General features: G+C 69.5%; 26 protein-coding genes. 17 read left to right on the top strand and 9 right to left on the bottom strand.

Going from position 1 to position 26,734, the window contains the following annotated elements; translation table 11 throughout:
- Nucleotides 1-50 precede the first annotated feature (50 nt).
- From ACYVF7_RS21680 to ACYVF7_RS21665, 4 genes are read left to right on the top strand one after another with little or no spacing between them, the layout of a single operon-like run.
- Entirely contained in the window at nt 51-2,468 is a 2,418-nt protein-coding gene (locus ACYVF7_RS21680) for a sensor histidine kinase (protein WP_460343460.1), read from the top strand.
- An 11-nt stretch (nt 2,469-2,479) separates the two neighbouring features.
- Nucleotides 2,480-2,893, top strand: coding sequence for a roadblock/LC7 domain-containing protein (locus tag ACYVF7_RS21675; RefSeq protein ID WP_460343457.1), 414 nt, complete (start codon nt 2,480-2,482; stop codon nt 2,891-2,893).
- Nucleotides 2,894-2,895: 2 nt separating this feature from the next.
- A complete protein-coding gene (locus tag ACYVF7_RS21670; RefSeq protein WP_460358037.1) occupies nt 2,896-3,348 on the top strand; it encodes a DUF742 domain-containing protein in 453 nt (150 codons plus the stop codon).
- On the top strand, nt 3,329-3,928 hold the full coding sequence (locus ACYVF7_RS21665; protein ID WP_460343454.1) for a GTP-binding protein: 600 nt from the start codon (nt 3,329-3,331) through the stop codon (nt 3,926-3,928). Before ACYVF7_RS21670 ends, ACYVF7_RS21665 begins: the two co-directional genes overlap by 20 nt.
- 28 nt (nt 3,929-3,956) lie before the next feature.
- Here the strand turns inward: ACYVF7_RS21665 and ACYVF7_RS21660 are convergent, their stop codons facing one another.
- The 3 genes from ACYVF7_RS21660 to ACYVF7_RS21650 form a co-directional block, all read right to left on the bottom strand.
- A complete protein-coding gene (locus tag ACYVF7_RS21660; protein ID WP_460343451.1) occupies nt 3,957-4,811 on the bottom strand; it encodes an anti-sigma factor family protein in 855 nt (284 codons plus the stop codon).
- A complete protein-coding gene (locus ACYVF7_RS21655; RefSeq protein WP_460343448.1) occupies nt 4,808-5,386 on the bottom strand; it encodes a sigma-70 family RNA polymerase sigma factor in 579 nt (192 codons plus the stop codon). The genes ACYVF7_RS21660 and ACYVF7_RS21655 overlap by 4 nt, the downstream gene beginning before the upstream one ends.
- A 271-nt stretch (nt 5,387-5,657) precedes the next feature.
- Nucleotides 5,658-6,329, bottom strand: a complete 672-nt coding sequence (locus ACYVF7_RS21650) for a FadR/GntR family transcriptional regulator (protein ID WP_460343445.1) — start codon at nt 6,327-6,329, stop codon at nt 5,658-5,660.
- A gap of 324 nt (nt 6,330-6,653) precedes the next feature.
- Between ACYVF7_RS21650 and ACYVF7_RS21645 the strand changes: the two genes are divergently transcribed.
- From ACYVF7_RS21645 to pqqE, 12 genes are all read left to right on the top strand, one after another.
- Complete coding sequence (locus tag ACYVF7_RS21645) at nt 6,654-7,664, top strand: chitinase (RefSeq protein WP_460343442.1); 1,011 nt, start codon at nt 6,654-6,656, stop codon at nt 7,662-7,664.
- A gap of 235 nt (nt 7,665-7,899) precedes the next feature.
- The gene (locus ACYVF7_RS21640; protein ID WP_460343439.1) at nt 7,900-9,936 is read left to right on the top strand and encodes a PQQ-dependent sugar dehydrogenase; all 2,037 of its coding nucleotides are present in this window, start codon (nt 7,900-7,902) and stop codon (nt 9,934-9,936) included.
- A gap of 159 nt (nt 9,937-10,095) precedes the next feature.
- Entirely contained in the window at nt 10,096-11,856 is a 1,761-nt protein-coding gene (locus tag ACYVF7_RS21635; RefSeq protein ID WP_460343436.1) for an alpha-L-fucosidase, read from the top strand.
- Nucleotides 11,849-13,057, top strand: coding sequence for a glycoside hydrolase family 88/105 protein (locus tag ACYVF7_RS21630; RefSeq protein ID WP_460343433.1), 1,209 nt, complete (start codon nt 11,849-11,851; stop codon nt 13,055-13,057). Before ACYVF7_RS21635 ends, ACYVF7_RS21630 begins: the two co-directional genes overlap by 8 nt.
- 39 nt (nt 13,058-13,096) lie before the next feature.
- Entirely contained in the window at nt 13,097-14,614 is a 1,518-nt protein-coding gene (locus ACYVF7_RS21625) for a glycoside hydrolase family 28 protein (protein ID WP_460343430.1), read from the top strand.
- A 2-nt stretch (nt 14,615-14,616) separates the two neighbouring features.
- Entirely contained in the window at nt 14,617-16,050 is a 1,434-nt protein-coding gene (locus ACYVF7_RS21620) for a glycoside hydrolase family 27 protein (protein WP_460343427.1), read from the top strand.
- A 112-nt stretch (nt 16,051-16,162) separates the two neighbouring features.
- On the top strand, nt 16,163-17,950 hold the full coding sequence (locus ACYVF7_RS21615; protein ID WP_460343424.1) for an alpha-L-fucosidase: 1,788 nt from the start codon (nt 16,163-16,165) through the stop codon (nt 17,948-17,950).
- Between the two features lie 64 nt (nt 17,951-18,014).
- A complete protein-coding gene (locus tag ACYVF7_RS21610; RefSeq protein WP_460343421.1) occupies nt 18,015-18,137 on the top strand; it encodes a hypothetical protein in 123 nt (40 codons plus the stop codon).
- Nucleotides 18,138-18,142: 5 nt separating this feature from the next.
- A complete protein-coding gene (gene pqqB / locus ACYVF7_RS21605) occupies nt 18,143-19,012 on the top strand; it encodes a pyrroloquinoline quinone biosynthesis protein PqqB (RefSeq protein WP_460343418.1) in 870 nt (289 codons plus the stop codon).
- Nucleotides 19,009-19,710 (top strand): pyrroloquinoline-quinone synthase PqqC, encoded by a 702-nt coding sequence (gene pqqC, locus ACYVF7_RS21600; RefSeq protein WP_460343415.1) that lies wholly within the window; start codon nt 19,009-19,011, stop codon nt 19,708-19,710. Before pqqB ends, pqqC begins: the two co-directional genes overlap by 4 nt.
- A complete protein-coding gene (gene pqqD, locus ACYVF7_RS21595) occupies nt 19,707-19,967 on the top strand; it encodes a pyrroloquinoline quinone biosynthesis peptide chaperone PqqD (protein WP_460343412.1) in 261 nt (86 codons plus the stop codon). Before pqqC ends, pqqD begins: the two co-directional genes overlap by 4 nt.
- Nucleotides 19,964-21,055 carry a pyrroloquinoline quinone biosynthesis protein PqqE gene (gene pqqE / locus ACYVF7_RS21590; RefSeq protein WP_460343409.1) on the top strand — a complete coding sequence of 364 codons (1,092 nt, stop codon included), beginning with the start codon at nt 19,964-19,966 and terminating at the stop codon, nt 21,053-21,055. Before pqqD ends, pqqE begins: the two co-directional genes overlap by 4 nt.
- A gap of 37 nt (nt 21,056-21,092) precedes the next feature.
- Here the strand turns inward: pqqE and ACYVF7_RS21585 are convergent, their stop codons facing one another.
- From ACYVF7_RS21585 to ACYVF7_RS21560, 6 genes are all read right to left on the bottom strand, one after another.
- Complete coding sequence (locus ACYVF7_RS21585; protein ID WP_460343406.1) at nt 21,093-21,296, bottom strand: hypothetical protein; 204 nt, start codon at nt 21,294-21,296, stop codon at nt 21,093-21,095.
- Between the two features lie 118 nt (nt 21,297-21,414).
- Nucleotides 21,415-21,777: a DoxX family protein gene (locus ACYVF7_RS21580; RefSeq protein ID WP_460343403.1), complete on the bottom strand. Its 363-nt coding sequence runs from the start codon at nt 21,775-21,777 to the stop codon at nt 21,415-21,417.
- A gap of 22 nt (nt 21,778-21,799) precedes the next feature.
- A complete protein-coding gene (gene sigJ, locus ACYVF7_RS21575) occupies nt 21,800-22,717 on the bottom strand; it encodes an RNA polymerase sigma factor SigJ (RefSeq protein WP_460343400.1) in 918 nt (305 codons plus the stop codon).
- Between the two features lie 133 nt (nt 22,718-22,850).
- A complete protein-coding gene (locus ACYVF7_RS21570) occupies nt 22,851-23,807 on the bottom strand; it encodes a ferritin family protein (protein WP_460343397.1) in 957 nt (318 codons plus the stop codon).
- Nucleotides 23,808-24,041: 234 nt separating this feature from the next.
- On the bottom strand, nt 24,042-25,397 hold the full coding sequence (locus ACYVF7_RS21565; RefSeq protein ID WP_460343394.1) for a sensor histidine kinase: 1,356 nt from the start codon (nt 25,395-25,397) through the stop codon (nt 24,042-24,044).
- Nucleotides 25,394-26,062, bottom strand: coding sequence for a response regulator transcription factor (locus ACYVF7_RS21560; RefSeq protein WP_460343390.1), 669 nt, complete (start codon nt 26,060-26,062; stop codon nt 25,394-25,396). The genes ACYVF7_RS21565 and ACYVF7_RS21560 overlap by 4 nt, the downstream gene beginning before the upstream one ends.
- A 125-nt stretch (nt 26,063-26,187) precedes the next feature.
- On the opposite strand from ACYVF7_RS21560, the gene ACYVF7_RS21555 reads away from it, so the two are divergent.
- Nucleotides 26,188-26,688 (top strand): DUF2231 domain-containing protein, encoded by a 501-nt coding sequence (locus ACYVF7_RS21555; RefSeq protein ID WP_460343387.1) that lies wholly within the window; start codon nt 26,188-26,190, stop codon nt 26,686-26,688.
- Nucleotides 26,689-26,734 lie beyond the last annotated feature (46 nt).

Here is a 26,734-nt window from a genome sequence, read left to right as displayed (position 1 = left end):
TCACGGCCCTGCTACTCTCACTGGTCGCTCTCTGGGCATTCGCGGCCTGGGTGACGCTGCGCGAGGGGGTGAACCTCCTCTGGGTCTCCGTGGTCAACAGCGGGGTCGCGCAGCCGCTCGATGCGCTGCAGCCCGAACTCCAACAGGAGCGCCGTCTGTCGCTGATCCGGATGGCCGACCCGCATTCGCAGCAGCAGGCGGCACTTCAGGCCCAGCGAGCCCGTACCGACAAGGCCGTGGCGCGTTTCAAGCACCTGGCCCGCGGCGACAATGTGAAGTTCGCGCAGAGCCGGGCGCTCAGGCAGGCGATCGACTCGGGCATCACCCAGTTCGACCGGCTCGGCGCCACCCGCGCCGCGATCGACTCGGGCCTGATCGACCGTGCCACGACCTCTTCGATCTACACCGGCGCCATCAGCGCGATCTTCGAAATCGACGATTCGCTCGCCACTCTGGACGACAAGGAATTCGCCAAGGACGTCCGGACGATGGTCGAACTCAACCGGGCGCGGGAAATCTTCTCCCAAGAGGACGCGATGCTGTCCGGGCTGCTCGTGAGCAGACATTTCACGAGTGCCGAATACACGCAGCTCATGCAGGTCATCGGTGCTCGGAGATACGCCTTCGACAAGGTGTTGGAGGAGCTCGGATCCGTCGACCGGACCTCGTATGACCTGGCCGCGAATGGAGCACAGGTCCGCGCTTTCACCGCAGTCGAAGCACTCCTGATAACAAAGGCCAAGCCAGGCAGGAGGCTGCCGATCACGGCTGCCCAATGGAAGGCCACCGCCGACCCGGCGCTGGGGCAGTTGTCAAAGGCCGTGTTCGGCGGCGGCGACCGGCTCGTCAAGCAGGCGACGCCGATCGGCATCGGCGTCGTCGTCCGGCTCGTGCTGGCCGGCGGCCTCGGACTCCTGGCCGTCATCACCTCGATCATCGTCTCCATCACCACGACCCGGGCGCTGCTCCGGCAACTGGAGAAGCTGCGGAAGGCCGCGCGGGAGCTGGCCGACGAGCGCCTGCCGCGCGTCGTGGAGCGGCTCGGCCACGGTGAGAGCGTGGATGTCGAGACCGAGGCACCGCCCCTGTCGTTCGGTAGCGACGAGATCGGCCAGGTCGGACACGCCTTCAACTCGGTTCAGGAGACCGCGATCCGGACCGCCGTCGAGCAGGCCGAGCTGCGCCGCGGCTTCCGCGACATCCTGTTGAGCCTCGCGCGCCGGTCCCAGGCCCTCGTCCACCGGCAGCTCACCCTCCTGGACGAGATGGAACGCCGGAAGGACGATCCGAAGGACCTGGAGGAGCTGTTCCGCGTCGACCACCTGGCGACCCGGATGCGACGCAACGCCGAGAACCTCATCGTCCTGTCCGGGGCGACTCCTGCCCGGGGCTGGCGGCGCCCGGTTCCGATGATCGACGTCGTACGCTCCGCCGTGGCCGAGGTGGAGGACTACACCCGGGTGACCGTCGCCTCCACGATCGGGGACGTCTCCCTGGCCGGCCGGGCCGTCGGTGACATCATTCACCTCCTCTCCGAGCTCATCGAGAACGCCGTGTCCTTCTCACCGCCCTACACGCAGGCGGAGATCAGCGGCCGCCGGGTCGCCCGGGGATATGTGATCGAGATCGAGGACCACGGTCTCGGCCTGACCGACGAGTTGCTGCAGTCGCTCAACGACCGGGTCAGCGATCCTCCCGAGTTCAACCTGTCGAGTTCGGTGCACCTCGGACTGTACGTAGTGGGCCGGCTCGCCGAGCGGTACGACGTGCGCGTCACCCTCAAGCACTCGTCGTACGGCGGGACGACCGCCGTGGTGCTCGTTCCGCGGGAGCTGATCGTCGAGACGCCTCCCGACGATCTGGAACCGAAGAAAGAGACGCGGATCGCGGCGCGGAAGCGGCCCTTGGCGGTCGGTGCGCCTGCGGCGACGCCCATGGGCACGGCCGTCGCGACCGCGTCTCCCGTCCAGTCCCCCGACGAATCTCACGAGGCCGATGACGAATCCAGCACCGAGTTCGAGAACGAGCCCCTCGGCACCACCCCCGACGGCCTGCCCAGGAGAAGACGCAAGACGCCCGTCCGCCGTCCGGCCGCGAACCCGGCCGGTGCCTCACGGCCGGTCGCGCCGGTGACGGCGCTGACACCGGTGCCGCACGACAGCCCCGAGGCGGCATCGGACGGCGAGGACGATGCCCCCACGCCCGTCTCCTCGGAGGAGTCGCACACCCCTTCGGGACTGCCGATCCGGGTTCCGCAGGCGAGCATCGCCCCTCCGCTGCGAACGGATGGATCCCCCGCAGCCTCGGCGGACGAGGACAGGAACGCCGACACCGACCGGTCAGCCGACAACGTCCGCAGGTCGATCAGCGGCCTCCAGGCCGGCACCCGGCGCGGCAGAGCCGACGCGGCCAGGTCCCAGCCGGACTCCGGCCGACCGACCGACCCGACCGCAGACGAAGAAGCGTAGAAGGACTAGCAGTGGCGCAGAAGACAGAGCCCCCCACCGAACTCGCCTGGTTGCTCGACGACCTGGTCAAGCGGGTGAATGAGGCCAGGCACGCGATCGTCCTGTCCGCCGATGGCCTGCTCATGGCCGCATCGGCGGACCTCGGTCAGGACGACGCCGAGCACCTGTCCGCGGTGGCGGCCGGTATCCAGTCCCTGGCGAAGGGCGTGGGCGAGCGGTTCGAAGGCGGCCCGGTGCTGCAGACGATCGTCGAGATGCGATCGGCGTACCTCCTCGTCACCATCGCCGGCCAGGGCGCCTGTCTGGCGGTGCTCAGCAGTGAGCAGGCCGACATCGGGCTCGTCGCCTACGAGATGGAGATGCTCGCCTCCGGCCTCGGCCATCACCTAACGGCCGCGTCCCGCTCTGCGGACCCGGTGCCGTGACGATGCCGAACGATCCGTCCGAGCAGGAGGACACACCGAGCGATCTGGCCTCCGCCGAGTCCGAGGGGGTTCCCATGGACGGCGAGTCGCACGACCGATGGCTGGACGAGCAGGCCGGGCCGCTCGTCCGTCCGTACGTCATGACCCGCGGCCGCACGGAGCCGGTTCGCGGGAAGTTCGATCTCATCACGATGGTGGTGGCCACAGGCCTCCCCGTGGGGCCCGAACTCGGCCTGGACCCCGAGCATCAGGCCACCGTCCGGCTCTGCGACGAGCCCATGTCGGTGGCCGAGATCGCCGGGCACCTGAACCTTCCGACCGTCACCGTCCGCGTGCTGCTCGGCGACCTGCTCGCCAAGGCCCTCATCAGCGTTGAGGACCCGCAGACAGAGGCGGAGCTCGCGGACGACGACGACCTGTACCTGGCGGTGATCGATGGACTCAAGGCGCTTTGATCGACGGGGCCGAAGGCTGCCGAAAGCGATCAAGATCGTGATCGCGGGCGGCTTCGGCGTGGGCAAGACGACCCTGGTGGCGAGTGTCTCGGAGACCAAGCCGCTGCGGACGGAGGAGTTCCTCACCGACAAGAGCGTGGGTATCGACGACGTGGCCGGCGTCGAGGCGAAGGCCACCACGACGGTCGCGATGGACTTCGGGCGCATCACCATGAAGGACGAGTTCGTCCTCTACCTCTTCGGCACCCCCGGTCAGGAGAGGTTCTGGTTCATGTGGGACGAGATCGCGATCGGGGCGCTCGGCGCGGTCGTGCTCGCCGACACCCGGCGGCTCTCCGACTGTTTCCCCGCGGTCGACTACTTCGAGCGGCGGGGCACCCCGTTCATCGTCGCCGTGAACTGCTTCGACGGTTCCCGGCGGTTCGAGCTGGACGAGGTGGAGATGGCGCTCAACCTTGGGAAGCACGTCCCGGTGATGCTGTGCGACGCCCGCGACAAGGAGTCCTGCAAAGACGTCCTGGTGACCCTCGTCCAGCACGCGATGAAGACGCGGAAACAGCCGCGGACCGCCACGGTGTAGGGCCCCGGTAGACGCCGCCGGCCCCCGCTCACACCGGGATGCTCAGGAGTGTGCCGCCGCCCTCCACCTCCACGTCGAACCTCGCCAGGTCCGCCCGCTGGACGGCGGTGCCTCCGTGGACCTGCAGGTGGTCGGGTGAGCCGAGGACGCCGTAGCCCTTGGGGGGTACGGCCCACTCGGTCACGACGTGCCGCTGCCCCGACCTGGTGACCGCGACGAGCCGGCAGGTGAGCGGGCCCTTGACGTTGCCGAGGTCCAGGGCGACGTGCGTGCCCCAGGCCTTCTTCTCCATCGCCACGATCCCGCTCACGCCCGTCCGCGGGCTCGTGGCGTCGTGCGTCTCGCCCCATCCGAGGAGGTCCGCCGGCATGTTCCGGTGGTCGTGCGTCATCACCATCCCGCCGCCGTGTCCGGCGACGGCGGCGCCGACGGTGACCCCGCCGGCGAGCAGCGCGACACCGGCCGCGGCGCTGAGGATCGCGGTGCCCCTGCGGCGGCGGCGCGCGGCCACTTTGCGCCGGCGGAGCAGACTCGTGACGTCGGCGGGGTGCTCGGGCGGATCCGGCCGTACCCGACCGGGGTCGGCCTCCTGTCGCGCCGCACCGAGGTCGGCTTCCGCCCACGCCGCGCCGGAGTCGGCCTCCCACCGCGCCGCGCCCGGGTCGGCCTCCCACCGTGCAGCGCCGAGGTCGGTCTCCTCCGCCTCCGGACGCAGGTCGGTCAGCAGCTCCCGCATGCCGGACAGGTCGGCGACCTCCGCCGAACAGGCGGGACATCCGGCCAGGTGGGCTTCGAAGGCCCGCCGGTCGTCCTCCTCGAGCAGTCCGAGGGCGTACGCGCCGACATCGGTGTGTGGAACGGTCTCCTCGCCACGCTCGGTCACGGTGTCACCCCCCTCTCCTCGAGTACGACGCGCAGCGCGCGAAGCGCGTAGTAGACGCGCGACTTGACGGTGCCGACCGGGATGCCGAGGACCTCGGCCGCCTCGTTCACCGTGCGGTCACGCAGGACGGTCTCGGTGAGCACCTCACGGTGCGCGGGACTCAGCGCCTTCAACGCCTCGGATACGACCACGCCGCGCAGCAGATCCTCCATGCCGTCCGGGGTCTGGATATTCTCCAGAGATCCCTCGCCCGCCTCTTGGGGCCGCGCTCCCCGGCGGCGCCTCTCGTCGATGACGATACGGCGAGCGACCGTCGCCAGCCAAGGCATCAGGCTACCGGCGTCGGCGTCGAGCTGGTCGAGGCTGCGCCACGCGCGGATCATCGTCTCCTGCACGATGTCCTCGGCCCACTGCCGGTCGCCGCCGGTCTGCCGGATGACGAAGGCGAGCAGGGGGTCGTGGTACTCGCGGTACAGCCCGGCGATGATCAGTTCGTCGTCGGCGTCGGTCACCGGTCGCAGCGCGCGCAACCAGGTCCGAGCCTTCGTCCTGCCGCGCGCTCCGGGAAATGCCATGGCGGGGGTTCTCCGGACGGTCGGAAGCGCGATGGTCAACGATAGACCCGGCGGCGGCCGGATCGCGCGCGGAACACCGCACGCGGCGGCTCGTCCGGAAGCGCGTGGCCTCCCATCGCCAGTGCGTGGGCCGTGGCGCGCGCGTGCCGGAGCAATCCCATCGTCATCACTCCCGAGATCCGGTGCCGGCGGTGACGACAGGGTGTACGCGCCCGGCCGGGTGCGTGGTTCAACGCCTTCCGAATTTCTTCGCCCGATCGCGGGCGGCGGCTCACAGTGCCTTGCGCAGCCACTGCTCGACGCCGGCGACGTGCACCGTGGCCAGCGCCCGCGCGACGTCCGTCTGCCGGGCGGCCAGCGCGTCGAGGATGGCGTGGTGCTCGTCGAGGGTGCGCCGCAGCGCGCCCTCCTGGGTGAGCCCGCGCCAGACCCGCGCCCGGATGGTCGGGCCGCACATGGTGTCGACGAGGGAGTACAGCACGGAGTTGCCGGCGGCCTCGGCGATGCGGCGGTGGAACTCCAGGTCGTTCTCGACAAGGTCCTCCACGGCGGACTCGTCGGTGACCTTGGTCAGGTGGTCGCGCAGGGCGTCGATGGCCTCCATGCTGATCTTCTGGGCCGCCAGTGCCGTGGCCGCCGGCTCGAGGATCCGGCGCACTTCGAAGAACTCCAGCACGGTCTTGTCGTGGTGCAGGTCGACGATGAAGCTGAGGCCGTCCAGCAGCGCCTTCGGCTCCAGGCTCGTGACGTACGTGCCGTCGCCCTGCCGGACGTCGAGGATCCTGACCAGCGACAGGGCCCGTACGGCCTCCCGCAGGGAGTTGCGGGACAGCCCGAGCTGGGCCGCCAGGTCCGCCTCCTTGGGAAGGCGGTCGCCGGGCCGCAGTTCACCCGACACGATCATTCCCTTGATCTTCTCGATCGCGTCATCCGTGATCGGCATCGTCGCCCCTCCCCTACCGGCTCCTCCCGGTGAACGCCACCGGGCCGTTGTGCGTTCCCAACGTCACTGATCAGCTTAGAGATCCGCAGTCATGTTGTGTGTCGTGACTGCCGGATCTGCCCATCGCGGCGGAGCAAACCTGTCCGACTGCCAGGTGGCCCACACCGGCCACACGCGCGGCGGGGCTTGACGGAATGGGTCGGACGGTGGTGACATCGGCAATCGTCGGTTAGGAAGGTTTCCTAACCAAGGACCGCACTCGGACATTGCCGGCCGGGAGCGCGTCGGGGGCCGCGTACCGCGTCGGCGAAAGGAGACCCGACCGTGCCCATCGCCCCGCGTACCCTGCTCGCCGCGGCCGCCGCCGTGACGGCCGCCCAGGTGGCCCTCGCCGCGCCCGGCCACGCCACTCCCACCGCCCACGACGCGGGCCTGAAGGCCGCCGCCTCCCCCGGCGTGGCCGTCGCCCCGTACGAGTACCTCGGCTGGGGGAACCCCCAGGCGCCCGCCTCGGTGCTGTCCGCGACCGGCGTCAAGTGGCTCACCCTCGCCTTCGTCCTCTCGGACGGCGGCTGCAACCCGAAGTGGGACGGCAGCCGCTCGCTCACCGGCTCCGACAAGACGGCCATCAACTCCATCCGCTCCGCGGGCGGCGACGTCGTCGTCTCGTTCGGCGGCTGGAGCGGGAACAAGCTCGGCGAACACTGCTCGAGCGCCTCCGCCCTCGCCGGGGCGTACCAGAAGGTGATCGACGCCTACGGCCTGAAGGCCATCGACATCGACATCGAGTCGACCGAGTTCTCCAACGGGACGGTGCAGCAGCGGGTCATCGACGCGCTGAAGATCGTCAAGTCGAAGAACTCCGGGATCAAGACGTACATCACGTTCGGGACGACGCCGAGCGGCCCGGACTCCACCGGCAAGTCGCTGATCAACCGGGGCGCCAAGGCCGGGCTCGACAATGACGGCTGGACCATCATGCCGTTCGACTTCGGCAGCCACAGCGGCTCGATGGGCAGCGTCACGACGGCCGCCGCGGACGGGCTGAAGAACGCCGTCAAGAGCGCGTACGGGTACAGCGACTCGGCCGCCTACTCCCACATCGGGATCTCGTCGATGAACGGCAAGACCGACGAGTCCGACGAGACCGTGAGCACCGGCGACTTCCAGACGATCCTGTCGTACGCGAAGAGCCATCACATCGCGCGGCTCACCTTCTGGGCCGTCAACCGCGACCGCAAGTGCGGCTCCGGCGAGAGCGCCGGCGACTCGTGCAGCGGCGTGTCCCAGTCGGCCTACGCCTACTCCAAGATCTTCGCCCAGTACACCGGCTGACACGCTCGCCCGGCGTGCCTCCACCCGGGGGCACGCCGGGCGATCATCAGGTGGATACATCCGATGTATCCGCCTAAGCGTTCATGCCGGACACACTTCGGCCCGGCCACCTGACAGCCAATCGAACACGCGGTAGAGCTGCATCTACCAAAATCCAACAAGTCATTGACAGCGGAAACACCGCTGTTACATTTCCAGCAAAGATCCCATCTTTCCGCAGAGCGGCGGCAGGATCATGAAGAAAACCTTTGCCTGGCTCGGCGCGAGCGCGCTCGGCTCCGGGCTGTTGATCGCAACCTCCTCGGCGCACGCGGCCGCGCCCGTGCTGCTGAGCCAGAACAAACCCACGACGGCGTCCTCGGAAGGCGGATCGGGGTACGCCGCGAAGTACGCCGTCGACGGCGACACCTCCACGCGGTGGGCGAGCGTACGCGACTCCGACCCGCAGTGGATCTACGTCGACCTCGGCGCGACCGCGCAGATCAGCGAGGTCAAGCTGGTCTGGGACGCCTCGTGCGCCACGGCGTACCGCGTGCAGACCTCCGGCGACCACTCCACCTGGACGGACGTCTACTCGACGACCTCCGGCGACGGCGGCACGGACGACCTGACCGGTCTGAAGGCGAGCGGCCGGTACGTCCGCGTGTACGGCACGAAGCGCTGCCGGAACACCAGCAGTTACGGCTACTCCCTGCAGGAGCTGCAGGTCTACGGCGGGACGGGCGGCGACACCCAGGCGCCGACCACCCCGGGCGACGTCCACTCGACCGGAGTGACCAGCGACAGCATCACGCTCGCCTGGGACGCCTCGACCGACGACGTCGGCGTGGCGGCCTACGACATCTACAACGACGGCAACAAGATCTCCGAGGCCGCCGGCACCGCGACGAGCAAGACCATCACCGGGCTGACGCCGAAGACGCAGTACCGGCTGACGGTGTTCGCGCGGGACGCCGCCGGCAACGTGTCGCCCAGCAGCGCCTCCGTCACGGTGACCACCGCGGCGACCGACGACACGCAGCCGCCGACCGCGCCGGCGAACCTGCGCTCGACCGGCGTGACGAGCGGCAGCGTCTCCCTGGCCTGGGACGCGTCCACCGACAACGTGGGCGTCACCGGCTACGACGTCTACAGCGGCGGCACGGCCATCGTCACCGGCGTCAAGACCACGTCCACGACGATCAACGGCCTGGCCGCGAACACCTCCTACACGTTCACCGTGAAGGCGAAGGACGCGGGCAACAACGTCTCCGACGCGAGCAACGCGGTGACGGTGAAGACGGGGTCCTCGTCCGGCGGCGGGGTGCCCTCGACCATCACCACCGTCTCGTCCGGCTGGACGATCCCCTGGGGGATGTCCTGGCTGCCGGACGGCTCGGCGCTGATCACCGAACGCGACTCCTTCAAGGTCTTCAAGCTCACCCAGAGCGGCACGAAGACCCAGGTCGGCACCGTGCCGAACGCCATGACGACCGACGGCGAAGGCGGCCTGCTGGGCATCGCGGTCTCGCCGAACTGGAACAGCGACCACTACGTCTACCTCATGCACACGGCCTCGGAGGGCAACCGGATCGTCCGGATGACCTACGACGGCAGCTCGCTGAGCGGCTACACGGTCCTCGTCCAGGGCATCAAGAAGAACCGCTACCACAACGGCGGGCGGCTGAAGTTCGGCCCGGACGGCTACCTGTACGCCACCACCGGCGAGGCGCAGACGCCCGACCTCGCGCAGGACAAGAGCTCCCTCAACGGCAAGATCCTGCGGATGACCACGGACGGCAAGCCGGCACCCGGCAACCCGTTCGGCACGCTCGTCTACAGCTACGGGCACCGCAACCCGCAGGGCATCACCTGGGACCCGCAGGGCCGCCTGTGGGAGGCGGAGTTCGGCAACAGCAAGTACGACGAGGTCAACCTGATCGAGCCGGGCAAGAACTACGGCTGGCCGACCTGTGAGGGGAAGTGCAGCACCTCCGGGATGACCAACCCGAAGGTGCAGTGGCCGGTGGCCGACGCCTCGCCCAGCGACATCACGTACGCCGACGGCGCCCTGTACGTCGCGGCGCTGCGCGGCCAGCGGCTGTGGCGCATCCCGGTCGACGGCACGACCACCGGCACGCCGGCGGCCTACTACGTGAACACGTACGGCCGGCTGCGGACCGTGGAGACCATCCCCGGCAAGAACGCGCTGTGGCTGTCCACCACCAACTGCGACAACAACGGGAACCAGGCCGACGGCTCGGACAAGGTGTTCCGGATCGACCTGAAGTAGTCCTCCCCCCGAATACGTGACCGCGTCCCCGGTGCGCCAGGGGCCCGGGGGCGCGGTCACCCTCACCCCGGCCCCGCCGGCCGGGGCGCGCCACCCTCAACCCCGGCCCCGCCGGTGCCCATCCGGGCAGCCCCCCCACACCCAGGAAGAACCCCGCCCATGCGACGACGATCACTTCGCCTGCCGGCCGCCGGTCTGGCGGCGCTCGCCCTCACCCTCACCACGACGGCCGGCCCCGCCCGCGCCGAGCTGACCAACCCGCGCCAGGACTGGCTCCGCAACTCCACCGCCGGGCTGTTCCTGCACTGGGGCCTGCGCACGAGCCCCGCCCACACGAGTTGCAGCGCCTGGGAGTCCGACGTGACGAACGGCGGCTGGAGCGCGGACTACTGGGTGAGCGAGGCCCAGAAGCTGCACGCGAAGTACCTCGTGCTCGCGTCGTTCCACAGCCGGCTCGGGTACGCGCGTGCCTGGCCGTCCAAGATCCCCGGCAGCTGCACCACCAAGCGCGACTTCCTGGGCGAGCTGATCAGCGCCGCGAAGGCCAAGGGCCTGAAGGTCATCCTCTACATGACCAACGACCCGCAGTGGCACGATGAGGGCGGCCACGAGTGGCTCGACTCCTCCGCGTACTCCAAGTACAAGGGCAAGACCGTCGACCTCACGACCAACGACGGCTTCGGGCAGTTCTCCTACGACAACTTCGTCGAGGTCATGCAGAACTACCCCGACCTGGCCGGGTTCTGGATCGACAACGACAGCCAGTACTGGATCGACCACGGCCTCTACGAGAAGATCCGCCAGGACCGGCCGGACATGCTGCTGTCCAACAACAACGAAGACACGCCGATCATGGACACGGTCAGCAACGAGCAGAAGACCGGCATGACCCCGGCGTACGACTACCCGGCCGCGACCTGGTCCCCCGCGCCCCGCCTTACCGAGGCCTGCTACAAGCTCCCGTCGACCGGTGCCTGGTGGTACGACGGCAGCAACTCCTCGGTCGACAAGGCGCTGAACGTCGGGCGGCTCGTCGCCAACGCGGGCTCCTCCATCAAGTCGCTGATGGCCGAGACGGCGCAGGTCAACGGCAAGTTCCCGTCGAACCAGACCTCCTACAACGACTTCCTCAACACCTACCTCGGCCCGATCTGGAGCTCGATCAACGGGACCGAGGGCGGCGGCTACATGTACGGCGGCCTGCAGCCCGGCTCGTGGAACGACGGGGCGTACGGCGTCACCACCATCAGCAAGACCGACGCGAATCTGCACTACATCCACGTGCTGACCAAGCCGTCGACGAGCACGCTGAAGGTCCGCGACAACGGCTACAAGGTCACCGGGGTCACGAACCTGCGCACCGGCGCGGCGATGAGCTTCAGCCAGTCCGGCGGGTCCCTGACCATCACCGGCATCGGCGACTGGGACCCGTACGACACCGTCTTCAAGGTCCAGACGTCCGGCCGGACCGGCATCTACTCCGGCGTGACCGCGACCGCGAGCGCCTCCAAGAGCGGCTACCCGGCGGACAACCTCGTCGACGGCAGCTACCTGAAGTGGTGGGACAACAACGGCACCCTGCCGGTGACCGTCACCCTCGACCTCGGCTCCGCCAAGAAGGTCGCCTACCTCGGCGTCAACCAGCGCGAGTGGTCGGTGAGCTACAAGCGGTCGGACACCGAGGACTCCGCGCGGATCAAGGCGTACAAGGTCCAGTCCAGCACCGACGGCAAGACCTGGTCGACGGTGAAGTCCGGGACGATGCCCAGCGCCCGCGGCGTGCGGTTCATCGACCTCGGCATCTCCTCGGCGCGCTACGTCCGCCTCGAGGTCGACAGCACGTGGGCCGCGTCCTCGGCCACCAAGTTCTACAAGAAGCTGCTCATCGACGAGATGTGGCTGGGATCCGACTATGCGTAGGCCGAGAAAGCGCATTCTGGGATCGGGGCGGCCCTTCGTCGCGCTCACGGCGGTGTTCTGCGCGGCGCTGACCGCGCTCACCACGCCGGCGACGGCCGCCCGCCCCGGACGCGCCGCCAAGGCGGCCACCGACTGGTCGGTGGCGGTGGTCGACTCGACCATCGCGCGGGACACCCCGAGCAAGATCGGCGGCTGGTCGTACCCGGTCGGGCTGTACCTGTACGGCCAGTACCTCGTCTACCAGCGCACTCACGACGCGAAGTACCTGTCGTACATCAAGAGCTGGGCGGACCGCTTCGTCGACTCGAAGGGGAACATCGGCCAGAGCTTCGACAACCTCGACAGCATGCAGGCTGGCCGGATCCTCGTCCTGCTGCACCACGAGACCGGCGACGCGCGTTACCAGACCGCCGCCGCGAAGATCCGCAACCGGCTCAAGACGTACCCGCGGAACTCCGACGGCGCGTTCTGGCACGGGACGTCCAGCAGCCGGGCGCACCAGCTGTGGGCCGACGGGGCGTACATGGTCAACCCGTTCCTCGTCGAGTACGGCAAGGAGTTCGGCGACACCGCCTACACCGACGATGAGGCGACCAAGCAGCTCGTGGCGTACGGCACCCACCTGCAGGTGTCGAACGGCCTGCTGCGGCACGCCTACGACGAGTCCAAGAAGGCGAGCTGGGCGGACTCCAAGACCGGCCTGGCGCCGGAGCACTGGTGCCGGGCGATCGGCTGGTACGCGATGGCCACGGTCAACGTGCTCGACGCCGTCCCGGCGACCAACGCGCGGAGGCCGCAGCTGCTGACCATCCTGCGCGACCTCGCCGCCGGTCTCGAGCGCTATCAGGACCCGGCCACGGGGCGCTGGTTCCAGGTCGTCGACAAGGGCTCGCAGTCCGGCAACTGGACCGAGACGTCCTGCTCGAGCATGTTCGCCTTCGCGCTGTCGCGGGCCGCGGAGCAGGGCTACGTCGACGCGCACTACAAGACGGTCGCCGACCGCGCCTACCAGGGCGTGCTGAAGAAGATCTCGCTGGGGAGCGACGGCCGGACGAACCTGACCGACATCTCCGTCGGCACGAACGTCGGCTCGTACTCCTACTACGTCGGCCGGACCCGCGCGACCAACGACTTCCACGGCCTGGGCGCCTTCCTGATCATGAACGAGCAGTTCATCCGGACCGAAGGCGCCGCCCGCTGAGCCCTGGCTCCCCTATCCCGCCTCCTCTCGGAAAGAAGCATGAAGATCCCACTGAAACACCTCGTCCAGGCACTCGCGGCCGCCATCGGGCTGGTCGCCGTCCTCGGGCTCGTGCAGCCGCCCGTACTGGCCGCGACGCACGCCGCCGCCGGCACCTTCAACGTCAAGGACTACGGCGCGAAGGGCGACGGCAGCGCCAACGACAGCTCCGCGATCGACAAGGCCATCACCGCGGCCAACAGCGCGGGCGGCGGCACGGTCCGCTTCCCGTCGGGGACGTACAAGTCCTCGAACACCATCCACATGAAGAGCAACGTCACGCTGCAGCTCGACTCCGGCTCGACCATCAAGGGCGCGAGCGGGACCGGCTACGACAAGGCCGAGTCGAACTCCAACGACAAGTACCAGGACTTCGGGCACAGCCACTTCCACGACGCGATGATCTACGGTGACAAGCTCACCAACATCGGGTTCACCGGCTCCGGGACCATCGACGGCGGCGGCAACCTGATCACCGGCAACCCGAAGAGCGGCCAGGCAGACAAGATCATCTCGCTGACCCGCTGCACGAACCTCACGCTCAGCGGCATCACGCTGCGGCGCGGCGGCCACTTCGCGGCGCTCATCAACGGCTGCGACCATGTCACGTCCGACCACCTGACCATCGACACGGCGAGCGACCGCGACGGCTGGAACGTCATCAGCACGACCAACGTCGCGATCAGCAACGCGAACATCTCCGCCAACGACGACGCCCTGCCGTTCAAGAGCGACTACGCCCTCGGCGCCAAGCTGCCCAGCGGCCACGTCACCGTCACCGATTCGAAGCTGTCGGCCAAGTGCTGCAACGCGCTGATGTTCGGCTCGGAGACCTGCGGTGACTTCACCGACTACCAGTTCTCCCACATCACCATCACCGGCGCGGAGAAGTCCGGCCTGGGCATGGTGTCGATGGACGGCGCGAACATCTCCGACGTCCACTACAGCGACATCACCATGACCGGCGTGCACTCGCCGATCATGCTGAAGGTCGGCGCCCGGAAGCGCTGCGGCAACAGCCCCGGCGTCGGTCACATCTCGGGCGTCACGTTCGACAACATCACCGGCACCGGCGTCAGCCCGTCCTTCAGCCCCACCATCTGGGGCCAGACGGGCGGCAACCAGATCAGCGACGTGACGTTCACGGGCGTCAACCTGACGGTGCCCGGCGGGAACGGCACGATGAGCACCGGCGTCCCCAGCGACAGCGGTGACTACAACCCGAAGAGCATCGGCACCCGCCCCGCGTACGGCTGGTACATCCACAACGCGAACAACATCAAGTTCGTGAACAGCTCCGTCAAGTTCGCCAAGGACAACGGCCGGCCCGCGGTCATCGCCAACGCCGGCAGCGCGATCAGCTTCGACCACTTCACCGCGCAGCGCGGCGGCGACAGCCCCTCCGACCTGCTGTTCCAGGGCATCACCGGCTACTGCGCGACGAACAGCGTCAACACCTCCGGCGGGTCGCTGCGCGTCGCCACCAGCGGCGGCTCGACCCAGTCGTGCGGGAGCTGACGATGCGGGCCCGTCGTGAGCGGCGCGCGTCGTCTGGACTGAGGAGCGCCGGGAGCGGCGACCAGACGAGGGAGGACGGCGCGTGGGGCGCCGCGAACCGCGCTCGCGGAGCGAGCGCCATCGGGTGCGCCCTCGCCGTGGCGGCCACCGCGATGGCCGTACCGGGGGCCACGTCCGCGGCGCACGCGTCGGACAACGGTCAGTCGGTGCGGCCGGCGATGGGCTGGAGCAGCTGGAGCTTCGTCCGCCGCTGGCCGACCGAGGCGAAGATCAAGGCCCAGGCCGACGCTCTCGCGAGCAGCGGCCTGAAGGACCACGGCTTCGTCTACGTCAACCTCGACGACTTCTGGCAGAAGTGCGACTCGAACGGCTTCACCGTCGACTCGTACGGCCGCTGGGCCGTCGACACGTCCAAGTTCCCGTCCGGCATCAAGGCGCTCGCCGACTACGTGCACGGCAAGGGGCTGAAGTTCGGCTTCTACGTCACGCCCGGCATCGCCAAGAACGCCGTCACCAAGAACACCCCGATCGAGGGCACGTCGTACCACGCGAAGGACATCGCGGACACGTCCAAGACGGAGAAGAACTACAACTGCAAGAACATGTACTACATCGACTACTCCAAGGCGGGCGCTCAGGAGTTCGTGAACTCCTGGGCGAAGCAGTTCGCCTCGTGGGGGGTCGACTACCTCAAGATCGACGGAGTGGGCAGCGCCGACGTCGCCGACGTCCAGGCGTGGGACACGGCGCTGCGCGCCACCGGCCGTCCGATCAACTTCGCGCTGTCCAACAACCTGCCCATCGCGAACGCGACGACGTGGAAGAAGCTGGCCAACAGCTGGCGCACCCAGGGCGACGTCGAGTGCTACTGCGGCTCGGGTTCCAACGGCAGCGGCTACCCGCTGACGGACTGGTCGCACGTGTCGAGCCGGTTCGGGACGGCCGCGTCCTGGCAGCAGTACGCCGGGCCGGGCGGCTGGAACGACCTGGACTCCCTGGAGATCGGCAACGGTGACCAGGCCGGTCTGACCGCCGACCAGCGCCGGTCGATGTTCACGCTGTGGGCGATGGCGGCCTCGCCGCTGCTGCTCGGCACCGACCTGACGAACCTGGACGGCACCGACAAGGCGATGCTGACCAACGACCGGCTGATCGGCGTCGACCAGGACGGCGTCGCTGCGAGCCGGATCGTGAACAGCGGTGTCAAGCAGGTCTGGCGCAAGAAGGAGTCGAACGGCGACTACGTCGTGGCGCTGTTCAACACCGGGACCTCCGGCAACTCCACCGTCAGCGTCGACTGGTCGCAGGTCGGCTTCTCCAGCAGCGCGTCCGTCACCGACCTGTGGTCCGGCAAGACCACCGGAACGGTCTCGGACTCCTACAGCGCGACCCTCCGTCCCGGAGAGACGCGCCTGATCCGCGCCCATCCCCTCTGATCCAGCCCGCCACCGGTGGACCGGCCGTCGCAGCCCCTCGCGACGGCCGGTCCACCGCACGATCCGGAACCCGAGTATCCATGGCACTGCTCATCCCTGGGAGCGACAGACGATGCGTTCGAAAGCGGCGGCGCTGCTCGCCGTCCTGGCCCTGGCCCTCACCGTGGGCGTGACGTCCCCGGCGCGGGCCGAGCTCTACAACCCCCGCCAGATCTGGCTGCGCAACTCCACCGCCGGGCTGTTCCTGCACTGGGGCATGCGCACCAGCCCCGGCTACACCGACTGCGCCGCCTGGGAGAAGGCGGTCACCGACGGCGGCTGGGACCCGGCCTACTGGGTGCGCGAGGCGAGGAAACTGCACGCGTCGTACCTGGTGCTGGCCAGCTTCCACAGCCGGCTCGGCTACTCCCGGCCCTGGCCGTCGAAGATCCCCGGCAGCTGCAGCACCAAGCGCGACTTCCTCGGCGAACTCATCACGGCGGCCCGCGCGAAGGGCCTGCGGGTCATCCTCTACATGACCGATGATCCGAAGTGGCACGACGAAAGTGGTCACGAGTGGCTTGACTCCGCCGCTTACTCGGCCTACAAGGGCAAGAGTGTTGATCTTACGACCCGTCCCGGCTTCGGCGAGTTCAGCTGGGACAACTTCGTGGAGGTCATGCACAACTACCCGGGCCTGTCCGGGTTCTGGATCGACAATGACAATGAGTACTGGGAGCAGAACGGCCTGTACGAGCTGATCCGCAAGGAACGCCCGGACATGCTGCTGTCCAACAACAACGAGGACACGCCGATCATGGACACGGTCAGCAACGAGCAGAAGACCGGCATGACCCCGGCGTACGACTATCCCGCCGCCACCTGGACGCCGATGCCACGCCTGACCGAGGCCGATTTCAAGCTGCCCACGAAGGGCGCGTGGTGGTACGACGGCAGCGACTCCGACATCGACTACCCGCTCAGCGTCGGGCGGTACATCACCAACGCCGGTGCCTCGATCAAGAACCTGATCGCCGAGACCGCGATGGTGAACGGGCGCTTCCCGGACAAGCAAGAGGCCTTCAACGACTTCCTCGACAAATACCTTGACCCGATCTGGGAGTCGATCCACGGCACCGAGGGCGGCGGGTACATGTACGGCGGGCTGCAGCCCGGCGCCTGGAACGACGGCGCGTACGGCACCGTCACGGTCGCCAAGGCCAACCCGTTCCGGAACTACCTGCACGTCCTGACCCGGCCGTCGGGTGACACGCTCACCGTCCGCGACAACGGCTACCGCGTCGTCCGCGTGACCGACGTACGGACCGGGCGCCGGTTCGCCTTCACCCAGGCGAACGGACGGGTGACCATCTCCGGCATCACGAACTGGGATCAGTACGACACGGTGTTCCGCGTCGACCTGGCCGGCCGTGAGGGCCTGTACCGGCACGTCACCGCCACCGCGACCGCGTCGGCCGACGGCCACCCGGCCGCGAACCTCACCGACGGCAGCTACCTGAACTACTGGGATGCCAACGCCACCGTGCCGGTCTCGATCACCCTCGACCTGCGGCGGCGCGGCCCGGTCCGCTTCCTGGCGATCAACCAGCGGGAGAACTCCCCGACCCACAACCGGGAGACGTTCGGCCGCAAGGAGGACTCCGCTCGCATCAAGGATTACCGGGTCTACGTCAGTGATGACGGCGTGACCTGGGGCGATCCGATCAAGACCGGAGTGCTGGAGAGCGCGAAGGCCGTGCGGTTCATCGATCTGCCGACGACGACCACGGCGCGGTACATCAGGCTGGACGTGGACAGCACCTGGGCCGCCGAGAGCGTACCGGCCTTCTACAAGAAGCTCGCCATCGACGAGATCCACGTGGGCTGGGGCTCCCCCACGGGCCGCGGAGGCGCTCGATGAGAGACGTCCGGCGGGCGCCGTCCGCCGGAGGCACGGATGTGCCGCGATCGAAGGGATGGTGACGATGGCAGACATCCACGGTAAGGGCAAGCACCGGGGAAGCGAGCAGACGACCTGGAGGAAGCCCGACTACGAGGTCGTCGAGACGTCGATGGAAGCGTCCGCGTACTTCCTGTCAACGCGGTAAGACCCTTGCTCCTGCAGATCCTGGGCACGGCCGCCGGCGGCGGCGTGCCTCAGTGGAACTGCGCGTGCCCGGGGTGTGCCGGTGCCCGCTCCCACCCGGAGCGCAGGCGCCGGCACGCCTCGGCGGCGATCCGCGCCGGCGACCGATGGTTCGTCATCAACGCCACGCCGGACATCGCCGACCAGGTCGAGTTCTGCGGCACGCCGGCACCCGGCTCGCGGGACACCCCCCTCGCCGGAGTGATCCTCACCGACGCGGAACTCGACCACACCCTGGGACTGGCCCGGCTCCGCGAGGCCGCGTCGGTCGACGTCATCGCGACACCGGCGGTGACCGGCGCGCTCTGCGACCGGCTCCGCCTCAATGACGTCCTGGCCCCCTACACCCGCCTCACCTGGCACGACCTCCCGGAGGACCGGCCCGTACGGCTCGGCGGCACCGTGTCGGTGCAGGCCGTGCGCGTCTCGGCCAAACGGCCCCGCTACGCGGCCGACGCCGACGCGGACGGGGCGTGGTCGGTGGCCCTCGTGCTCGCCGACGGCGACCGGACCGCCGTCTACGCGCCCTGCCTGGCCGACTGGACGCCGGCCCTCGACAAGGTGCTGTCGGCCGCCGACTGCGTCATCGTCGACGGCACGTTCTGGGACGACGACGAGCCCCGCCGGATGGGGGTCTCCGAGAGGACCGCCACCCAGATGGGGCACCTGCCGATCACCTGGACCGCCGGCCCGCTGTCGCGGCTGCGGGCCCACCGGAAGCTGTACACCCACCTCAACAACACCAATCCCCTCGTCGACCCGACCGCCCCGGCGCACGCGTCGCTGGCGGCCCTGGGCATCGAGGTCGCGCCCGACAGGACGGTGATCGAGCTGTGAGCATCGCCGACACGGAGTTGCCCCCCTGGACGACCACGGAGCTGGAGGAGCGCCTGCGCGACGTCGTCGCGCGCCGCTACCACCACCGCCATCCGTTCAACCTGCGGATGCACGAGGGCACGCTCACCCCCGACGAGCTGCGGCGCTGGATCCTCAATCGCTTCCACTACCAGCAGCACATCCCGATCAAGGACGCGCTCATCCTGGCCAAGCTGGGAACGGCCGAGCTGCGGCGCATGTGGATCCACCGCATCCACGACCACGACGGCACCGCGCCCGGCGAGGGCGGCATCGAGCGGTGGCTGCGCCTCGGCGAGGCGGCCGGCCTGGAGCGGGCCCGGCTGCTGTCGGGCGAAGAGGTGCTGCCGGGCGTACGCCTCGCCGTCGACGGCTACGTCAACTTCTGCCGCCTGCGCTCCCCGCTGGAGGCCGTCGCGTCGTCGCTGACCGAGCTGTTCGCCCCCGACCTCATGCGGGTCCGCATCGAGGCGTTCGAACGCCACTATCCCTGGGTCGACGCGGACGGGCTGCGGTACTTCCGCGGCCGGATCTCCCAGGGCCGTAACGACAGCCAGGAGGCCATCGCCCTCGTCCTCGACCGGGCCCGGACCCGCGCCGACCAGGAGCGCGCGGTCGCCGCCCTGTCCTTCAAGTGCGACGTGCTGTGGAGCCTCCTCGACGCCGTGGAGCGCGGTTGAACACCGAGTGGCGGCCCACGCTGGCCGCGTCGATCAGGCTGCGCCACGACCGGGTGCGCGACAAGGAGCTGCTGGTGATGCCCGAACGGGTCGTCGTCCTGAACCCGGAGGCGGGCCGCATCCTGCGGCTGTGCGACGGCAGCCGTACGACGGCACAGATCGTCGAGGAACTGACGGCGGACTTCCCCGGCGCGCCGCTCGCCGACGACGTCGGCGAGTTCCTGGGCCGGGTACGCGACGAGGGGTGGGTGCGATGAGCCCCCGAGAGGCCGGCAACGCTGTCGTCGATCCGCCGTGGGCGCTACTGGCCGAGGTCACCCACGCGTGCCCGCTGCACTGCCCGTACTGTTCCAACCCGGTCGAGCTGGTCCGGCGCTCCACCGAGCTGGACACGGCCACCTGGGTCCGCCTTATGGAGGAGGCGGGCGACCTCGGCATCGTGCACGCCCACATCTCCGGCGGCGAACCGCTCCTGCGGCCCGACCTGACCGAGATCACGGCCGCCGCCGAGCGCGCCGGGATCTACACCCAGCTCGTCACCAGCGGCGTCGGCCTCGACGCGGCCCGGCTCGGCGAGCTCACCGACGCCGGACTGCACAGCGTCCAGCTCTCCGTCCAGGACGCGACCGCCGCCGGCTCCGACCACATCGCGGGCCGGCGGTCGTTCGCCGACAAGGAACGCGCCGCCGAGGTCGTACGGGCCGCCGGCCTGCCGCTCGGCCTCAACGTCGTCCTGCACCGGCACAACCTCGCCAACCTCGACGCCATCATCCGGCTGGGCATCGCGTGGGGCGCCGAACGGATCGAGCTGGCCAACACCCAGTTCTACGGGTGGGCGCTGCGCAACCAGACGGCGCTCCTGCCGGGCCGGGAGCTGCTCGCCACCGCCGAGGAGACCGTACGGCGCTGGCGCGAGCGGTCCTCGATCGAGCTGATCTGGGTGGTGCCGGACTACTACGAGGGCATCGCCAAGCCGTGCATGGGCGGCTGGGGGAACCGCTCGATCACCATCGCCCCCGACGGTCGCGTGCTGCCCTGCCCGGTCGCGTACGCACTGCCGGACCTGTCCCCGCCGAACGCCCGCGACCACTCCCTCGCCTGGATCTGGGAGCACTCCCCCGCCTTCAACGCCTACCGGGGCACCGCCTGGATGCGCGAGCCGTGCCGCACCTGCCCGCAGCGCGAGGTCGACTTCGGCGGCTGCCGCTGCCAGGCGTTCGCGCTGACCGGAGACGCGGCCCGTACGGACCCGGCCTGCCACCTGTCCCCCGACCACCACCTGATCCAGGAACTCACCGAGAAGCCCGCGACGGCCGACTTCGTCTACCGCCGCCCCGGCGCGTGACGACCCGGCCGCGCCGGGGGCGGTGAGCGGGCCGCGGCTACTCGAGGATGTAAAGGTCCCAGCCGGGCCAGTCAACGCGGTCGTTCCATTCGTTCACGCATTTGTACCTCCAGCCCTCACGCTCGTATTGCTGACCCGCGTCGATGCAGTCCCCCTGGCGATCCCAGAACTCGACGTAGGTCCACTTGGCCTGCGCGGCCGAACCCGTCCGCGGCGCGGCCGCCTGGGCCGGCACGCTCATCCCGCAAACCGCACCGATGGCGATCCCCGCACCGACAACCGCTGCGCGTAGGCGCATCCGCATCCCTTTCTCGAGTGGAATCCATAAAACATGCGAACCATATCGTATTAGTTACGAACTATCGAGCGCTCGCCAGGCCGAGGGCCAAGGCGGCGACCGCCAGGGCCAGGAAGCCGCTGGCCAGGCCGAACTGGAGCGAATAGTCGCTCGCCCGAACGTGGGTGTAGAGGGCGCAGACGAAGAACAGGACCAGACCGATGGCGGCGGCCGCTCCGATCAGCGGCACACCGGCGAGGCCGAGCAGCAGGCCCGCGGCACCCGCGATCTTCAACGTGCCGATCGGGAACGTCAGCCAGGACACCGGTACCCCGGCCCTGTCCATGGGAGGAAGGATCGGCTTGAAATGAGCGACGGCGGCGACGCCCGAGAAACCGTTCGCGGCGATGGCGATTACGGCGACGACAACGTAGGCGGTGAACACTGAATACTCCAAGGGCCGCTGTTCAGCCGAGGTGGGAGAGCTTGTCGGGGTTGGTCACGGTGTAGATGCCGTGGACCTGGGTGCCGTCGGCGGTCAGGTCGAGGACGACGACCGCGAAGGGCGAGTCGCCGGACAGCAGCAGGGCCGACGGTTCGCCGTTGATGTGCTCGTAGCGGACCGCGAGGTCGGGGATGGGCCGCCGGGCGGCGTCGCCGATGAGCAGGCGGGCGATCTTGTCGCGGCCCTGGATCGGCCGCGGGCCCGCCGCGCGCGCCTTGCCCCCGCCGTCGGCCAACAGGGTCACGTCGGGCGCCAGGACCCGGATGAGTGCCTCGATGTCGCCGCCGACCACGGCCGCGACGAACCGCTCGGTCACCTGCCGCCGTACGAGCGGGTCGGCCTCGTACCGGGGACGGCGCGCGTGCACGTGCTCGCGGGCCCGGTGCGCCACCTGCCGGACCGCCGAGGCGCTGCGGCCCAGGATGCCGGCGACCTCAGGGTGGGAGTAGCCGAACACCTCGTGCAGCACGAACACCGCGCGTTCCAGCGGAGAGAGCGTCTCCAGCACCACGAGCAGCGCCATCGACACCGACTCCCCGCGCACGGCGCCGTCGGCGACGTCGTCCGGGCTCGGCGGGGTGGCGAGCGGCTCGGGCAGCCACGGCCCGACGTACTCCTCCCGGCGGCGGCTGATGCTCTCCCGCCGGGCCAGGGCCCGGTTGACGACGACCCGTACGAGGTAGGCGCGCGGGTTCCCGATCGGCTCTCCGCCAGACGCGCGGCTACGGGCGTCCCAGGCGAGCCAGGTCTCCTGGAGCACGTCCTCGGTGTCCGCGACGCTGCCCAGCATCGTGTAGACGATGGAGAACAGCAGCTCCCGGTGGTCGACGAAGACGCGCGTGGCCGTCTCCGGCACCGGGTCGGGCGGGCTGTGGGACATGGTGGGTTCCTTCTGCCATGAGCAATCAGATCACCACCTAAGAGCGTCCCCGCCCCCGAAGTGTGACATCCCCGACTGCGACATGCCCCAAGCCGGCGTGCCGGTGATCGACTCGCCGAGGTCCGGTGCGTGACTACGGCAGCCGGTTCAGGGCCTGCTGGAAGGCATGGGCGTGACCGGCCTCGTCTTCGGCGTTGTGGGAGAAGCGGGTCGCCGGCTCGCTGTCGCCCGCCGCCTCGGCGCGCTTGGCGAAGGTCGGATACATGGTCCGGGATTCGTACTGCTCGCCGCTGATGGCCTTGGACAGGTTGGTGCGTGTCGTTCCGACGAGCCCGGCGAGTTTGGCCTGGTCGGCGAAGTGCTCGCGCCGTTCGACGTCGGCGTTGCCGCGGAACAGCCGTGCCACGGCCGGGTTCTTGGCGTGCTCGGCGTACAGCCGGTACTTGGCGTGGGCGAGGGCCTCGCCATGCATGGCGGTGTCGAGGTTGGCTTTTGTGCGCTCGGCGTGCACCATCGCCGGTCCGGCGGGGACCTGCACCGGATCGACCTTCGGCGGTGCCGGGACGCTGCCCTGCCTGGACTCGGTCACGCGCAGCGCGGTGCCGAACGCTTTGCCATGGACGGCTTCGTCGTCGGCGATTTCGGAGAAGGTGGTCGCCGCGTTGCCGTCCCCGTCGGTTTTGGCCTGCTGGGCGAACCCGGGATACATCGTTTGGGACTCATAGGTCTCACCTGCCTCGGCGGCACGCAGATTGCCGCTGTCGCTGCCCACCAGGCCGCTGAGTGCGGCCTCCTCCTTGAAGTGCTCGTTCAGTTCCACGTTGGCGGTGCGGTCGAACAAGCGAGCCACCGATGGCAGTCCTTCTCGCCGAGCCTGGTCGGCGTACAGCCGGTAGGAGGCGTTGGCGAACGCCTCACCCTTCATGGACTGGTCCAGGTCGGTACGGGTCCGCGGATTCGGGACCTGCGCTGAAGGCGCGGCGGAAGGCCCCGCCGCCAGGGCCGGGGCGATGAGCGCCGCGCTTACCGGGGTGCTGAAAGCGATGGTGAACGCGCCGGTCGTCAGCGCTCCTCTCAGGAAGGGAATCATGAGCAGACCTCCGCATCGGATGACAATGGACACCGCGGCCTCACCAAAACGCCTACCCGGCGAAGCGATCGCCAACGGGGCACCTGGTAAAACCCCTTTTCGCTTACGGCGACTCGCGTAAACGATGTCCCATGCGGGGAAGAGCCACGAGGAGATCGGCCGCGGTTTCCGGTGAGTGGAATGCGGTCCTGTCACGCGGGGCGTCGACCGCCCGTCCCGGCCGCAGCCGCCGGGTCACCTCGTCGCTGGGAGGTCCAGAGTGACGGTGAGCCCGCCGCCGGACGTTTCGGACAGCGTCACCTCTCCGCCGTCGGCGGTGATCAGCCGGTGCACGATGGGAAGGCCCAGGCCGGTGCCGCCCGCACGGCCGGTGCGGAACCTGCGGAACGCCTCGGTCATCGCCTCGGACGACATGCCGGGGCCGTCGTCGGCGACGGTGACGCGGACCCGATGACCGGTGCGGCCTGTGCCGATCCGTACGTGACCCCCACTGGGCGTCGCGGTGAGCGCGTTGTCGACCAGGTTGTCGATCGCCTGTTCCAGGTGACCGGGGCCCAGCATCGCGGTCAGGGGTTCGCCGGGCTTCAGCGACAGTTCGACGCCTCGTTCGGCCGCGACCGGTTTCCAGGCGTCCACGCGTTCCTGTAGCAGGCCGACGACCGGGGTCGCCTGCGGGGGCGCCGTGGTGTTCTCCGCCCGGGCCACGGCGAGGAGCCCGTCGACCATGCGGGCCAGGCGGCCCAGCTCCTCCAGCGCGGCCTCGAACTCGGCCGCGTCCGCCTCGCGCCCGCCGGACTCGGCCTCCTCGGCGAACAGTTCCATGCGCAACCGCAGCGCGGCCAGCGGCGTACGGAGCTGGTGGGAGACGTCGGCGAGCACGGCGCGGCTGTCGTAGATCAGGTTCTCGAGGCGGGCGGCCATCACGTTGAACCGCTCGGCGAGGCCGCGCACCTCCTGTGGGCGACGCGGCGGATCGGCGCGCGCCGCCAGTTCGCCGGCGCCGAGGGCCTCGGCGGCGGCACCCAGCCGACGCAGTGGGCGGCCGACCCACCTGGCCAGATACATGGCGAGGACGACGGCGGTGACCACGGCCACGAACGCGATGACGCCGAGCCGCATCCACAGCCAATCGACCCGCTCCCGCAGCGGGCTGAGCGGCCGGGCCAGCAGCACGGCGCCCTTCACCCGCTCGTCCTGCACCCCGACCGGCACGATCGCCAGGAGGCGGTCGCCGAGATCGGAGACGCGGGTCTGCCCGCGCAGGCCGATGGCGGCGCGGGCGGGCGTGTACAGGCCGCTGTCGCGTCCGACGAGGACGCGGTTCTTCCGGTCGACCACGGTGACGACGGCGTGGTCGCCGCCCTCGACCTCGCGGCGTACCGTCGCCAGCCGGCGAGGCAGGCTGGTCTCGCTGTCGCGATCCTCCAGACCCTCCTCGGCCGTGCTCGCGAGCGCGCGGGCGAGCTCGAGCGTGCTGGTCTGGTAGTCGCGGCGATGCTGGTCGGTCATCGCGAACCCCAGCGGCAGCAGCGCACCGATGATCAGGCCGCCGGTCAGGACGAGGAACGCCGCGAGGATCCGGCTGGTCACCCGAGGTCCCCGAGCCGGAAACCCCGGGCGTAGACGGTCTGGATCGCCGACGGGTCGCCCAACTTCCGGCGCAGCGCCGCGATGTGGACGTCCAGGACGCGGGTGGGGCCGTACCAGTGGGTGTTCCACACGCGCTCGAGGATCTCCTGGCGGCTCACCACCCTTCCCGGGTCGGTGGCGAGACACTCGAGAATGTCGAACTCGGTCGGGGTGAGGGAGACCTCGGTGTCCCCGGACGTCACCCGCCGGGTCCGGGTGTCGATGCTCAGCGGGCCGTGCCGTAGCAGGTACGTCTCGGTCAATCTGCTGCGGCGCAGCACCGCCCGGATCCGCGCCATCAGCTCGGCGAACCCGAACGGCTTGACGATGTAGTCGTCGGCGCCCGCGTCCAGTGCGGCGACGCGGTCGGGCTCCTCCCCGCGCGCGGTGATCACCAGGATGGCGCTGTCGGACCGCTGCCGGAGCGTGCCGCACAGCTCGGTGCCGTCGGCGTCGGGCAGGCCCAGGTCGAGGAGGACCACGTCGTACGGCTCGGCGGCCAAGGCGTCCGCGGCCGTGCTCACGGCGCTCGCGTCGTATCCGGCGCGGGTCAGGCCGCGCTGGAGGGAGGCGGAGATCCCCGGGTCGTCCTCGACTATCAGGATCCGCACCGGTAGGTCGGTCACGCTCTCACGGTACGGTCGTGGGCCCGATCTGAACGACTTCTGAACATTTCCCTTAATCCCTGTTCAGCCATGACCCGCGAGAGTAGAGCGAACCGACTCGCAGTCAACCTCCCAGAAAGACCATCATGCCCTCCACCATCATGGGACTCCCCGCTCACCCCCTCATCATCCACGCGGTGGTGGTCCTCATCCCGCTGGCCGCCCTCGGTGCGATCGTGGTCGCCGTCTGGCCCGCCGCCCGCGAGCGGTACGCCTCTCTGGCACTCGGGGTGGCGACGGTGGCCCTTCTCGCGGTCCCGCTCGCCACGCACACCGGCGAACTGCTGGAATCCCACGTCAAGCGGACGCCGCTCGTCGAACGGCACACCGAGATGGCCGACGGCCTGCTGCCCTTCGCGGCCCTGCTCTGGCTGGGCCTGGCCGTCCTGGTCTTCGTGCGCTGGTACGGGGCCAGGCGGGACGTGCAGTGGGGCCGGTACCTGACCGTCGCCGCCGCCATCGTCGCGGTCGTCGGTGCGGTGGCCAGCGGCGTCCAGGTGGCGCGCATCGGCCACAGCGGCGCGGCGGCCGCCTGGCACGGCGTCGACACCTCATCCTCCGGGCAGGCCGCCCGCGGGCACCGCTAGAGGTTGAACGACTTCTTCACACTTCGGGAACGGCTTTCCAACACTC

It is taken from the genome of Actinoallomurus acanthiterrae (genome assembly GCF_054775715.1).
This window is presented reverse-complemented; position numbering and strand designations above follow the sequence as displayed.